This is a genomic window from Nonomuraea sp. NPDC023979 (assembly GCF_040639085.1).
Classification (GTDB): Bacteria; Actinomycetota; Actinomycetes; order Streptosporangiales; family Streptosporangiaceae; genus Nonomuraea; species Nonomuraea ceibae.
This window is the reverse complement of record NZ_JBEZZG010000007.1, coordinates 288,459-300,306: the sequence shown is the minus strand read 5'-3', so window position 1 is coordinate 300,306 and position 11,848 is coordinate 288,459. Positions and strand designations below refer to the sequence as shown.

Here is an 11,848-nt window from a genome sequence, read left to right as displayed (position 1 = left end):
AACTCACCACTGCAGTTTCGGACCAACCATAGGCCCCACAGCCCCCGCCCGCCGCACATCCGGCCGTGCGCGCGGGAAGATCCGCCGTCCGGAGACAGCAAGAGGGCGGGGAGCCGGGTGGCTCCCCGCCCTCGGGCGTCGATGTCAGGTCAGGCCGGGACCGGCTCCGGCGAGCGCGTGGCGGCGGGGCCGCCGGTGAGGGGCTGGGACGGGGCGTTGAAGACGGCCTCGTCCAGGCGGCCCTCCGAGCGCGCGACCAGCACCGGGACGACCATCTGCCCCGTCACGTTGGTGGCGGTGCGGATCATGTCCAGGATCGGGTCGATGGCCAGCAGCAGCCCGACGCCCTCCAGCGGCAGGCCCAGCGTGCTGAGCGTGAGCGTGAGCATGACGATGGCGCCCGTGAGCCCGGCGGTGGCGGCGGAGCCGACGACCGAGACGAACGCGATCAGCAGGTACTCCCCCAGCCCCAGCGGCACGCCGAACACCTGGGCCACGAAGATCGCGGCCAGCGCCGGGTAGACGGAGGCGCAGCCGTCCATCTTGGTGGTCGCGCCGAACGGCACGGCGAAGGAGGCGTAGTCGGCGTCGACGCCGTTGCGCTCGACGGTGACGCGCTGGGTCAGCGGCAGGGTGCCGACGGAGGAGCGGGAGACGAAGGCCAGCTCGATGGCGGGCCAGACGTTGCGGAAGAAGCGGATCGGGCTGACCTTGCCCCAGACGGCGAGCAGCGTCGGGTAGACGGCCAGCAGCACGATGAAGCAGCCGATGTAGACGGCGGCGCTGAACTTGGCGAGCGGGGCGAGCAGGTCCCAGCCGTAGGTGGAGACGGCCTTGCCGATGAGCCCGGCGGTGCCGATGGGGGCGAGCCGGATGACCCACCACAGGGCCTTCTGGACCAGCTCCAGCACCGAGCGGCCGAGGTTGAGCAGGGGCTCGGCCTTCTCGCCGACGGCCAGCGCGGCGGCGCCGACCACCACGCCGAGGAACACGATCTGCAGGACGTTGACCTCGGTGAAGGCGGTGACGACGTTGGTCGGCACGATGCCGGTGACGAAGTCGAGCCAGGAACCGGTGTTCTCGGGGGCCTTGGCGGCGCCGGTGTCGAGGGTGACGCCGCGGCCGGGGTTGACGAGCAGGCCGAGGCCGATGGCGAAGGCCACGGAAACGGCGGCGGTGACGAGGAACCACAGCAGCGTCTTGGAGGCCAGCCGGGCGGCGCCGTTGACGTTACGCAGGTTGGCGACGCTGACGAGGACGGCGGTGAACACCAGCGGCGGCACCGCGAGCTTGAGGAGCTGGACGAAGAGCGCGCCGACCTGGGTCAGCGTCTCGGCGAGCCAGGCGACGTCCCAAATCCTGGCGACGAACCCGAGGGCCACGCCGAGCACGAGGCCCAGCAGCAACTGCAGGGAAAAGCTGAATCTCTTCACGGAAAACAGAACTCCGGAGGTGGGAAGGGGTGTCTGGCGATCGAGCGCGGGAATGCGCGATCAGCGACAGAGCGAGCCCAGCACGCGGCACAGATCGATGTGCAGCCGCTCCACGAGCCGCACGATGATGACCGAAAACCTCACGGACGTCCCTAACAAGGGGCTCGTTCTCCTTTATTCCAAGAACGAGCCCCTTGTCGGAAAAACTTTCAGCCGGCGATCTCCTTGATCGTCTCGATCAGCCGCACCCGGTCCTCGTGCGTGCGGCCCAGCGGGGCGACGTTGAGCGTCGTCACGCCCGACTCCTTCATCGCGGCCACCCGGTCGCGCACGAAGCCCTCGTCGCCGATCAGCGACATCTTCTCCAGCAGCTCCTGCGGCACCAGCGCCGCCGCCTCGTCCTTCTTGCCGTCGAGGTAGAGGTCCTGGATCCGCTCGGCCTCCTTCTCGTAGCCGTAGCGCCGGGCCAGGTCGTTGTAGAAGTTCTTGCCCTTGGCGCCCATGCCGCCGATGTACAGGGCGGCCATCGGGCGGCCGAACTCCAGCAACCCGGCCACGTCGTCGCCGATCGCCAGCGACGCCTGCGCGACCACGTCCAGCTCGCCCAGCTCCGGGTCGCGCCTGGCCTTCCCGGCGGCCAGCGAGGGGCCCCACACGTCGGCGGCCTTCTCCGGCATGTAGAAGATCGGCTCCCAGCCCTCGGCGAGCTCGGCGGTCAGCTCGACGTTCTTGGGGCCGATGGCGGCGACCACGATCGGGATGCGGGGGCGTACCGGGTGGTTGATGAGCTTGAGCGGCTTGCCCAGTCCGGTGCCGCGGTCGGCGGGCAGGGGCAGCGTGTAGTGCTTGCCGTCGTACTGGACGCGCTCGCGCCGCCACACCTGGCGGCAGATCTCGATGACCTCGCGGGTACGGCCCAGCGGCGCGGTGTAGGGGACGCCGTGGAAGCCCTCGATGACCTGCGGGCCGGAGGCGCCCAGGCCGAGCGTGAAGCGGCCGTCGGAGACGTAGTCCATGCCCGCGGCCGTCATCGCCAGCAGCGTGGGCGTGCGCGAGTAGATGGGCAGGATGCCGGAGGCGATCTCCAGCCGCTCGGTCCTGGCCGCGATGTAGCCCATCTGGCTGACGGCGTCGAAACTGTAGGCCTCGGCCACGAAGACGATGTCGAGCCCGGCCTTCTCGTAGTCGGCCAGCTCGGCGACCGTCTCCTTGAAACCGCCCGAGTAGTTCAGTGCCATCCCGATGCGCATGCCCGACTCCCCACCTACCGAATGATGTTCCGTTGCGATGGCGAAAGGCTATCGCAGCGGCGAGCCGCTAGCTTGGTCAGAATGTTGAGGAACGGCGTCGTCGTCGTGTCGGTCGTGGTCGCCGCGGCTCTGGCAGGACACCGGTTGATCCCCGTGCTGGGCGGGTTCACCCCCGTGATGGAGAGCGTGCTGCCGTGGATCGGGCTGGCCGTGCCCGTGCTGCTGCTGGCCGCCCTGGTGGCCCGGTCGGGGGTGGCGACGGCGGCGGCCCTGGTGCCGGGCGTGGTGTGGGCGGCGATGTTCGGCTCGACGCTGGTGCGCACGCCGCCGGGCGGGCCGAGCGACCTGGCCGTCGGCACCGTCAACGTGGGCGTGCGCAACGACGCCTCGGGCGAGGCGGTGCGGGCCGTCGCCGACGGCCTCGACCTGCTGGCCGCCCAGGAGCTCACGCCGGGCGGCCCGGCGGCCAAGCAGCTCAACAAGATGTTCAAGCACCGCTACCCGGTCAGCACGGTCGGCCTGTGGAGCCGCTACCCGATCACCGACAAGCGCCCGCTGGACGTGGGCATGGGCTGGCCCCGCGCGCTGCGTGCGGTGGTGTCGACGCCGAAGGGGAAGGTCACCGTCTACGTGATGCACCTGGCCTCGGCCAGGCCGGGCCACACGGCCTCGCGCGACGCCTCGCTGGCCCAGGCGCGCAAGCTCATCGACGCCGACCGCAGCGAGCGGATCCTGCTGCTGGGCGACCTCAACACGGCCACCACCGACCGGGGGATGCGCGGCCTGACGCCGCCGCTGACCGACGCGCAGGAGGTGGCAGGCGACGGGTTCGGCTTCACCTGGCCCGCCGAGTTCCCCATCACCAGGCCCGACCACATCCTGTTCCGCGGCATGACGGCGACGAAGGCGGGCGTGGCCCCGGCGACGGGCAGCGACCACCGGGCCGCGATCGCCTCACTCCGCCTGCAGTAGCCGCAGGTCCTCAGGCGTGTCGATGTCGGCCGGGTCGCCGGGGCAGGGCACCTCGGCGACGAGCTCGGGGTGGGCCTTCAGGAAGGGCCTGGCGCCCACGTCGCCCCGGGCCAGCGCGGCCACCCCGGCGAAGTGCGGGCGGGCGATCAGCACCGGGTTGCGGCGGCGGCCGTCGTAGGTGGCGACCGCGACGGGCGCGCCCGAGGCGATGAGCGCGCGCACCGCCTCCGGCCGCACGAACGGCTGGTCGACCAGCGCGACCACCACCGCCTCCGCCTCCTCGGGCAGCGCGGCCAGGCCGGTGCGCAGCGAGGAGCCCATGCCGCTCGCCCAGCCGGGGTTGCGCACGGTGACGGCCCGGCGCACCTGCACCGTGGCGGCGCCGAGCACGACGACGACCGGGTGGCAGCCGCCCTCCTCCAGCAGCCGGACGCCCCGGTCGACCAGCCGCTCGCCGGCGTGCTCCAGCAGCGCCTTGGGCCGGCCCAGCCGCGCCCCCTGCCCGGCCGCGAGCAGCAGCCCGGCCACCTTCGTGTACGTCATGACGCCCCGCCGGGAGTGGTCTCGTGGTGGATGCGGCCCTCGGTGTGGGTGAGCGGCCTGCCGGAGCCGCCCCAGCGGAGCTGGATGAGCTCGGCGGCGATCGACACGGCCGTCTCCTCCGGGGTGCGGGCGCCCAGGTCGAGGCCGATGGGCGAGCGCAGCCGGGCCAGCTCGGCCTCGGTCAGCCCGGCCTCGCGCAGCCGCGCCAGCCGGTCCTCGTGGGTGCGGCGCGAGCCCATCGCGCCCACGTAGCCCGCCTCCGTGCGCAGCGCCACCTCCAGCAGCGGCACGTCGAACTTGGGGTCGTGGGTGAGCACGCAGACGACCGTGCGCTCGTCCACCGCGACGGAGGCGAGGTAGTCGTGCGGCCACCTGACCACGACCTCGTCGGCCTCCGGGAAGCGCTTGGGGGTGGCGAAGACGGGCCGGGCGTCACAGACGGTGACGTGGTAGCCGAGGAACTTGCCGACCCGGGCGACGGCCGCGGCGAAGTCGATCGCGCCGAACACCAGCATCCGCGGCGGCGGCGCGAAGGCGTGCACGAACACCGACAGGTCGTCCAGCCGCCGCTCCCCCTCGCCGCCGTAGTGGCGGATGGCGGTCAGGCCCTGGGCGAGCATGCCGCGGGCGTCGTCGTCCACGGCCTCGTCGAGCCGGCGCGGCCCGAGCGTGCCGGCCGAGCGGTCCGGCCAGACGACGCGGCGGGCGCCGATGCGGCCGGGGCCCGCCACGACGGTGGCGACGGCCACGGGCTCGTGCGCGGCGACGGACGCGGCGACCTCCCCCAGCTCGGGGAAGGTCTCCAGGGAGATCGGCTCGACGAGGACGTCGATGATGCCGCCGCAGGTGAGCCCGACGGCGAACGCGTCGTCGTCGCTGACCCCGTACCTCTGCAGGACGGGGGTGTCGATCTCGGCGGCGAGCTCGAAGACCGCGCCCTCGACGCAGCCGCCGGAGACGCTGCCGACCACCTCGTCGCCGCGCACCGCCATGGCGGCCCCGGGCGGCCGGGGCGCGCTGCTGAACGTGCTCACGACCGTCGCGAGCCCGAACCGCAGCCCCGATTCCCACCAGCGCATGATCTCCGGCAGCACGTCACGCATGGGCGAGCCTTTCGCTGAGTGCCTCGTAGGCGGCCAGGCTGTGCCCGGCCACCAGGTCGTCCAGGTACGGCAGGGCGGCCCGCATGCCTCCGGTCAGCGGCTGGTAGTCCTCGTACCCTTTGTGCGGGTTGACCCAGATCACCCGGTGGGCCTGGCGGGACAGCCGGGCCATCTGGGCGCCCAGCAGGGCCGGGTCGCCGCGCTCCCACCCGTCGGAGGCGATGACCACGATCGACCCACGGGCGCTGCGCCGGGTCAGGAACTCGCGCAGCTCCTCCCCCAGCCGGGTGCCGCCGCTCCAGTCGGGGATGGCCCGCGACACCGCGTCGAGCGCCGTGCCGGGGTCGCGGTGGCGCAGCTCGGCGGTGACGCAGGTGAGCCGGGTGCCGATGGAGTAGACGGCGGTGGCCCGCGGCCCGGTCCTGACCAGGGCGTGGGCGAAGCGCAGCAGCGTCTCGGCGTAGGGGCTCATGGAGCCGCTGACGTCCACGAACAGCACCACCCGGCGCTGCCTGACGGTGTGCCTGCGCCGCAGCAGCCGGGCGGGCTCGCCCGTCTTCAGCGCCTCGCGCACGGTGCGCCGCCGGTCGAGGCCGCCGCGCCGGGCGCTCTCGTGGCGGCGCGAGCGGCGGACCGGGCGGCGGCTGCTGAGCAGGGCGAGCAGCCGGTGCACCTCGGCGCGCTCGGCCTCGGTGAGGCGGGCCACGTCGCGGTGGCGCAGGATCTCGGCCCGGCTGGCGGTGGCGGGCGCGGCCTCCCCTTCGCCCTGGCGCCCGCCGTCCTCGGCGGCGGTGTGGCGGGTGACGGAGGTGGTCGCGGCCCTGCCGGGCCCGGCCCGGACGCCGCCGAAGAACGCGGCGAAGCACCGGTCGTAGCGGGGCAGGTCGTCGGGTCCGGCGCAGAGCGTCAGCCGCCCGGCCCAGTAGACGTCGCCGGGCGAGGTCAGGTCGAGATGGTCCAGGGCGCGCAGCATGGCCTGGGCCCGCTCCTGGTCGGCGGCCACGCCGGCGGCCCGCAGCGTGCGGGCGAAGGCCGTGACGGTGGCCGCCAGGTCATTCATGGGCGAGCAGCCCCTCGCCCAGGACGCGCTCGACGTCCTCGCGGTATTTCAGCGCCGCGCCGAGCGTGGCGGCGGCGCGGCCCGGGTCGAGCTCGCGGGCGCCGAGCGTGAGCAGCGCCTCGGTCCAGTCGAGCGTCTCGGCCACGCCGGGCGGCTTGACCAGGCCGGCCTCGCGCAGCCGCCGGGCGGCGCGGGCCACCTGGGCGGCCAGCGTCTCGGTGCAGCCGGGCAGCCGGCGCAGCAGGATCGCCACCTCCCGGTCGAAGCCGGGATGCTCCAGCCAGTGGTAGAGGCAGCGGCGCTTGAGCGCGTCGTGGACCTCGCGGGTGCGGTTGGAGGTGACCACGACGACGGGCGGGCTGGCGGCCCTGACGGTGCCCAGCTCGGGGATGGAGATGGTGAAGTCGGACAGCACCTCCAGCAGGAACGCCTCGAACTCGTCGTCGGCCCGGTCGATCTCGTCGACCAGCAGCACGCTCGGCTGCGTCTCCAGCGCCTTCAGCAGCGGCCGGGCGATGAGGAAGCGCCGGTCGTAGATCTCCCCTTCGAGCCGGGCGGCGTCGGCCACGCCGGCCGCCTCGGCGGTCTTGAGGTGCAGGAGCTGGCGGGCGAAGTCCCAGTCGTAGAGCGCCTGGGAGGCGTCGAGCCCCTCGTAGCACTGCAGCCGGATCAGCGGCGCGTCGAGCAGCGCGGCCAGGGTCTTGGCCAGCTCGGTCTTGCCGACCCCGGCCTCGCCCTCCAGGAACAGCGGCCGGCGCATCCGCAGCGCCAGGAACGCGGCGGTGGCCAGGCCGTCGTCGGCCAGGTAGTCGTGCCGGTCGAGCAGCGCGGCGAGCTCGTCCGGCGACGTGAGGTCCAGGGGCCTGATTGTCCGGCGCAGCACGCCTTCAGGCTACGCCGATCAGTCCTCGCGCGCCTCGCCGCGCTCGTGGATGAGCGCGGCGAGCTCGGCGGTGGCGCGGCGGGCCATCGCCTTCTCCGAGCCCTGGATGCCCATGGCGCCGATCGTGCGCCCGTCGGAGAAGTCGACCCTCGGCCAGGGCTCGCCGGGCAGCAGCGTCACGTCGATCACCTCGGGCCAGGTGTAGCGGTGCGAGCGCACCGCGTTGACCAGCGTGACGCCCTCGTCGTCGGCCTCCACCCGCACCCGGCCCAGCAGGTGGAGGACGAACGCCACCGCGCACCCGAACAGCACGATCGCGATCCGGTCGGGCAGCTTGAACGGATCGGCGATGAGGATCGCCATGACGACCGCCCCGATCACGACGAGCGTGGCGAATCCGTAGGCGACGATCCTGCCCCGGCGGGGACGCCAGGTGACGGGCAGGGGCGGAGGCGGCACGGGCTCAGACACGAGGGAAACCTACCTCAGGTCAGTGCAGGTCCCTCAGGAGGAGTGCGGTCTCCAGCGCGGCGATCGCCGACTCGTACCCCTTGTCCTCCTTGCTGCCGGGCAGCCCGGACCGGTCCAGCGCCTGGTCGAGCGTCTCGCAGGTGAGCACGCCGTTGCCGACGGGGGTCCGCTCGTCGAGCGAGATCCGGGTCAGCCCCGCCGTGACCGAGTCGCAGACGTACTCGAAGTGGGCCGTCTCGCCCCGGATGACCGCGCCGAGCGCCACGACGGCGTCGCAGCGGCGGGCCAGCGCCTGGGCGACCACGGGGATCTCCAGCGAGCCGGGCACGCGCACGACGGTGGCGGTGGCGCCGGAGTCGTCGCACGCCTGGACCGCCCTGGCCACGAGCTGGTCGGTGATCTTGGCGTGCCAGCTCGCCGCCACCACGCCGACGGTCAGCCCCGCCGCGTCGGGCGCGGCCCCTGCCGCCGGCCGTCCATCGCCGCTCATGACGCCTCCGAGATGTCGTGGCCGAGCCTGTCGCGCTTGGCCGTCAGGTAGCGCTCGTTGTGGGGGTTCATGGCCACCGGCATCGGCTCGCGGCCCAGCACCTTGATGCCGTAGCCGTCCATGCCGCGCAGCTTGGCCGGGTTGTTGGTGAGCAGCCGCACCGATTTCACGCCGAGGTCGGCGAGGATCTGGGCGGCGTTGGAGAACTCGCGCGCGTCGACCGGCAGCCCCAGCTCGACGTTGGCGTCCACGGTGTCGACGCCGCCGTCCTGGAGGCTGTAGGCCTTGAGCTTGGCCAGCAGGCCGATGCCGCGCCCCTCGTGGCCGCGCAGGTAGACGATCACCCCGGCGCCCTCCTCGGCGACGGCCGACATGGCGTTGCCCAGCTGCACGCCGCAGTCGCAGCGCAGCGAGCCGAACACGTCGCCGGTCAGGCATTCGGAGTGGGCGCGCACCAGCACGTTCTCGCCGTCGCCGAGGTCGCCGAGCACGAGCGCGACGTGCTCGCCGCCGTCGAGCGCGCTGGCGTAGCCGTACGCCTTCCACAGCCCGTACGTGTTGGGCAGGCTCGTCTCGGCGACCCGGGTGACCATGCTCTCGGTGCGGCGGCGGTGGTCGACGAGCTGCTCGATGGAGATGAGCGCCAGGTCGTGCTCGTCGGCGAAGACGCGCAGCTCGGGCAGCCTGGCCATGGTGCCGTCGTCGTTGACGACCTCGGCCAGCACGCCGGCGGGGCTGAGCCCGGCGAGCCTGGCCAGGTCGACGGCCGCCTCGGTGTGGCCGCGCCGGGCCAGCACGCCGCCCTCGTGGTAGCGCAGCGGGAAGATGTGGCCGGGCCTGACCAGCTCGTTCGGCTCGGTCGCGGAGTCGGCCAGGGTGCGGATGGTGCGTGCGCGGTCGGCGGCCGAGATGCCGGTGGTCACGCCGTCGCGGGCGTCGACGCTGATCGTGTACGCGGTCCGCAGCCGTTCGCGGTTCTGGAACACCATGAGGGGCAGGCCGAGCCGGTCGAGCTCCTTGCCCTCCATCGGCACGCAGATGACGCCGCTGGTGTGACGGATGGTGAAGGTCAGCAGCTCGGGGGTCGCCCGGGAGGCGGCGAAGATGATGTCGCCCTCGTTCTCCCGGTTCTCGTCGTCGACGACCACGACGGCCTTGCCGGCGCGGATGTCCTCCACGGCCCGCTCCACCGGGTCGAACCTGATCTCGCTCATGACGCCACCGCCAGTTCGGGACCGGCCGCGAGCCGGTATTCACGCAACCATTTGACGAAACCGATCATCACCAGCACGAAGAACACGCCGTAGACGGCGCCCGTGACGTACAGCCCGGTGCTGAAGGCCAGCGGGACGCCGACGAGGTCGACGGCCACCCAGACGATCCAGAAGTCGACCAGCGCCCTGCCCTGCGCCCAGGTGGCCACGGCGCTGCCGACGAAGATGTAGGCGTCGGCGGCGACCAGGAACGCGCCCTCGGGCAGCGGCTTGGCCGCGCCCCACGACAGCCCGGTGACGAAGAACAGCAGCCCGACGACGACGGTGCCGGCGAGCATGACGCCGGCCAGCGTGCCGCGCTCGCGGGCGGTGGCCGGGCGGACGGCGAGCTGCCTGCCGCCCTCGGTGCCGCGCCGCCAGGCCCACCAGCCGTAGACCGCCAGCGCGCCGAACAGCACCTGCTTGAGCGCGTTGCCGGCGAACCCGGCGTTGACCGAGGCGACGAGCAGCAGCACCGAGCCGGTGAACTGCACCGGCCAGGTCCACATGGATCTGCGCATCGCCAGCAGGACGGTGGACAGCGCGGCGACGTTGCCGACCAGGTCCGTCCAGAGCACGTGTGTGCCGAACACCTCGAATCCGGCTTCAGCCCAGTTCACTGCCTGACCACCAGCCTTTCCACATACTTAGCGATCACGTCGACCTCGATGTTCACCAGGTCGCCCACCTGGCGTTCGCCCATGGTCGTCAGCCGGAGCGTGGCGGGGATGAGGCTCACGCCGAAGCTTCCGTCGTCAACAGTCGTGACCGTGAGGCTGATTCCGTCGATGGCGATCGAGCCCTTCTCGGCCACGTAGCGGCTGAGCGGCTCGGGGAGCGAGAAGCGCAGGTCGTCCCAGTTGTCGCCGGGGCTCCTGGACAGCAGCGCGGCGGTGCCGTCGACGTGGCCCTGCACGATGTGGCCGCCGAGCCGCTGGTCGGCGCGGACGGCGCGTTCGAGGTTGACCGCCGAGCCCTCGGTGAGGACGCCGAGGGAGCTGCGGTCGAGCGATTCCTTGACCACGTCGACGGTGAAGACGTCGTCCTTGACGTCGACGACCGTCAGGCAGACGCCGTTGACGGCGATGGAGTCGCCGTGGCGCGCGTCGGAGGTGACGAGCGCGCCGCGCACGGTCAGCCTGGCGGCGTCGCCGGCCCGTTCCAGGGCGACGACCTCGCCCTTCTCCTCGATGATTCCGGTGAACATCACTTCTCCCTGCTGTTGTATGCGCTGTTGCCTGCGAGCTGCGGCCGGGCGACGATCTTCAGGTCCGGCCCGATGCGGGAAATCTCCTCGAAGCTCATGCGGTGCGCCCGCGCGATCGTGGCCACCCCCGCCTCGCCCAGCGCCGCGGCCCCCGCTCCGAGGAGGGCCGGCGCCACGTACGCCACGACGCGGTCGACGAGGCCCTGGGCGAGGAACGCTCCCGCCAGGGTGGGCCCGCCTTCCAGGAACACGCTGACGACGTCGCGCGCGGCGAGTTCCTTGAGCAGCGCCGCCAGGTCCAGCCCGGCGCCGTGGCGGGGCAGGGGCAGCAGGGCGGCGCCCCGCGGGGTGGTCACGCCCTCGGCGACGGCGACGAGCGTCGGCGCCTCGCCGTCGAACACCCGCGCCCCGGGCGGGGTGCGGCCGGAGGGGTCGACGACGACCCGCAGCGGGGTCCGGTCCGGCGAGCCGTCGCCGGGGGGACGGGCTGTCAGGCGGGGGTCGTCGGCCAGCACGGTGCCGACACCCGCGACGATCGCGTCGCTGCGGGCGCGCATCCGGTGCACGTCGGCGCGCGCCTCGGGCGAGGTGATCCACTGGCTGGTGCCGTCGGCGGCGGCGGAGCGCCCGTCGAGGGTGGCGGCGTACTTCCAGGTGACGTGCGGCCGGCCGAGCCTGGCGAAGGTCAGCCACTCGGCGTTGACCCGTTCGGCCTCTGCGGCGAGGAGCCCGGTCTCGACGGCGACCCCGGCGGCGCGCAGCCGGTCGGCGCCGCCGGCCGCCCGCGGGGTGGGGTCGGGCACGGCGACGACCACGCGGGCCAGGCCGGCGTCCAGCAGCGCCAGGCTGCACGGCCCGGTCCGGCCGGTGTGGTCGCAGGGTTCCAGCGTCACGTACGCGGTGCCGCCGCGGGCCCGCTCGCCCGCCTCGCGCAGCGCCACGACCTCGGCGTGCGGGCCGCCCGCGTACGGGTGGGACCCCTCGCCTGCCACCCGGCCGGAGGCGTCGAGCACGACGCATCCCACCACGGGGTTGGGGCTGGTGCGGCCGTGCCCGAGTGCGGCCAGCTCGATCGCGCGCGCCATGTGGACGGCGTCATCGCCGTCGTGGGCGGTGTGGTCCACCCCCGGCCTCCTACTCGCCAGTAGCTCCAAGCCACGGCGGGCCCCGGGGGGACAAGCGG

General features: G+C 73.2%; 14 protein-coding genes. 1 reads left to right on the top strand and 13 read right to left on the bottom strand.

Features of this window, described 5'->3' with window-relative positions:
• Window positions 1–149: 149 nt before the first annotated feature.
• From AB0G11_RS16640 to AB0G11_RS16630, 3 genes are all read right to left on the bottom strand, one after another.
• Entirely contained in the window at window positions 150–1,433 is a 1,284-nt protein-coding gene (locus AB0G11_RS16640; protein WP_357586594.1) for a dicarboxylate/amino acid:cation symporter, read from the bottom strand.
• 60 nt (window positions 1,434–1,493) lie between these two features.
• The gene (locus AB0G11_RS16635; RefSeq protein WP_357586608.1) at window positions 1,494–1,556 is read right to left on the bottom strand and encodes a putative leader peptide; all 63 of its coding nucleotides are present in this window, start codon (window positions 1,554–1,556) and stop codon (window positions 1,494–1,496) included.
• Between the two features lie 86 nt (window positions 1,557–1,642).
• The gene (locus tag AB0G11_RS16630) at window positions 1,643–2,683 is read right to left on the bottom strand and encodes an LLM class F420-dependent oxidoreductase (RefSeq protein ID WP_357586592.1); all 1,041 of its coding nucleotides are present in this window, start codon (window positions 2,681–2,683) and stop codon (window positions 1,643–1,645) included.
• An 81-nt stretch (window positions 2,684–2,764) separates the two neighbouring features.
• Between AB0G11_RS16630 and AB0G11_RS16625 the strand changes: the two genes are divergently transcribed.
• A complete protein-coding gene (locus AB0G11_RS16625; protein WP_357586589.1) occupies window positions 2,765–3,655 on the top strand; it encodes an endonuclease/exonuclease/phosphatase family protein in 891 nt (296 codons plus the stop codon).
• Here AB0G11_RS16625 and AB0G11_RS16620 read toward each other — a convergent pair.
• From AB0G11_RS16620 to ribD, 10 genes are read right to left on the bottom strand one after another with little or no spacing between them, the layout of a single operon-like run.
• Window positions 3,638–4,198 (bottom strand): nucleotidyltransferase family protein, encoded by a 561-nt coding sequence (locus tag AB0G11_RS16620; protein WP_219507264.1) that lies wholly within the window; start codon window positions 4,196–4,198, stop codon window positions 3,638–3,640. The genes AB0G11_RS16625 and AB0G11_RS16620 overlap by 18 nt on opposite strands.
• Window positions 4,195–5,301 carry an XdhC/CoxI family protein gene (locus AB0G11_RS16615; RefSeq protein ID WP_219507263.1) on the bottom strand — a complete coding sequence of 369 codons (1,107 nt, stop codon included), beginning with the start codon at window positions 5,299–5,301 and terminating at the stop codon, window positions 4,195–4,197. The genes AB0G11_RS16620 and AB0G11_RS16615 overlap by 4 nt, the downstream gene beginning before the upstream one ends.
• Entirely contained in the window at window positions 5,294–6,361 is a 1,068-nt protein-coding gene (locus tag AB0G11_RS16610; RefSeq protein ID WP_357586587.1) for a VWA domain-containing protein, read from the bottom strand. Before AB0G11_RS16610 ends, AB0G11_RS16615 begins: the two co-directional genes overlap by 8 nt.
• Entirely contained in the window at window positions 6,354–7,244 is an 891-nt protein-coding gene (locus AB0G11_RS16605) for a MoxR family ATPase (RefSeq protein ID WP_308125839.1), read from the bottom strand. Before AB0G11_RS16605 ends, AB0G11_RS16610 begins: the two co-directional genes overlap by 8 nt.
• 18 nt (window positions 7,245–7,262) lie before the next feature.
• Window positions 7,263–7,715, bottom strand: a complete 453-nt coding sequence (locus AB0G11_RS16600) for a PH domain-containing protein (protein WP_219507260.1) — start codon at window positions 7,713–7,715, stop codon at window positions 7,263–7,265.
• A 19-nt stretch (window positions 7,716–7,734) separates the two neighbouring features.
• Window positions 7,735–8,205: a 6,7-dimethyl-8-ribityllumazine synthase gene (gene ribH, locus AB0G11_RS16595; RefSeq protein ID WP_219507259.1), complete on the bottom strand. Its 471-nt coding sequence runs from the start codon at window positions 8,203–8,205 to the stop codon at window positions 7,735–7,737.
• Window positions 8,202–9,419 carry a bifunctional 3,4-dihydroxy-2-butanone-4-phosphate synthase/GTP cyclohydrolase II gene (locus AB0G11_RS16590; protein WP_219507258.1) on the bottom strand — a complete coding sequence of 406 codons (1,218 nt, stop codon included), beginning with the start codon at window positions 9,417–9,419 and terminating at the stop codon, window positions 8,202–8,204. The genes ribH and AB0G11_RS16590 overlap by 4 nt, the downstream gene beginning before the upstream one ends.
• Window positions 9,416–10,078 (bottom strand): nicotinamide mononucleotide transporter family protein, encoded by a 663-nt coding sequence (locus AB0G11_RS16585; protein ID WP_357586585.1) that lies wholly within the window; start codon window positions 10,076–10,078, stop codon window positions 9,416–9,418. Before AB0G11_RS16585 ends, AB0G11_RS16590 begins: the two co-directional genes overlap by 4 nt.
• The gene (locus tag AB0G11_RS16580; RefSeq protein WP_357586583.1) at window positions 10,075–10,665 is read right to left on the bottom strand and encodes a riboflavin synthase; all 591 of its coding nucleotides are present in this window, start codon (window positions 10,663–10,665) and stop codon (window positions 10,075–10,077) included. The genes AB0G11_RS16585 and AB0G11_RS16580 overlap by 4 nt, the downstream gene beginning before the upstream one ends.
• Window positions 10,665–11,789, bottom strand: coding sequence for a bifunctional diaminohydroxyphosphoribosylaminopyrimidine deaminase/5-amino-6-(5-phosphoribosylamino)uracil reductase RibD (gene ribD, locus AB0G11_RS16575; RefSeq protein ID WP_357586581.1), 1,125 nt, complete (start codon window positions 11,787–11,789; stop codon window positions 10,665–10,667). Before ribD ends, AB0G11_RS16580 begins: the two co-directional genes overlap by 1 nt.
• Between the last annotated feature and the right edge of the window lie 59 nt (window positions 11,790–11,848).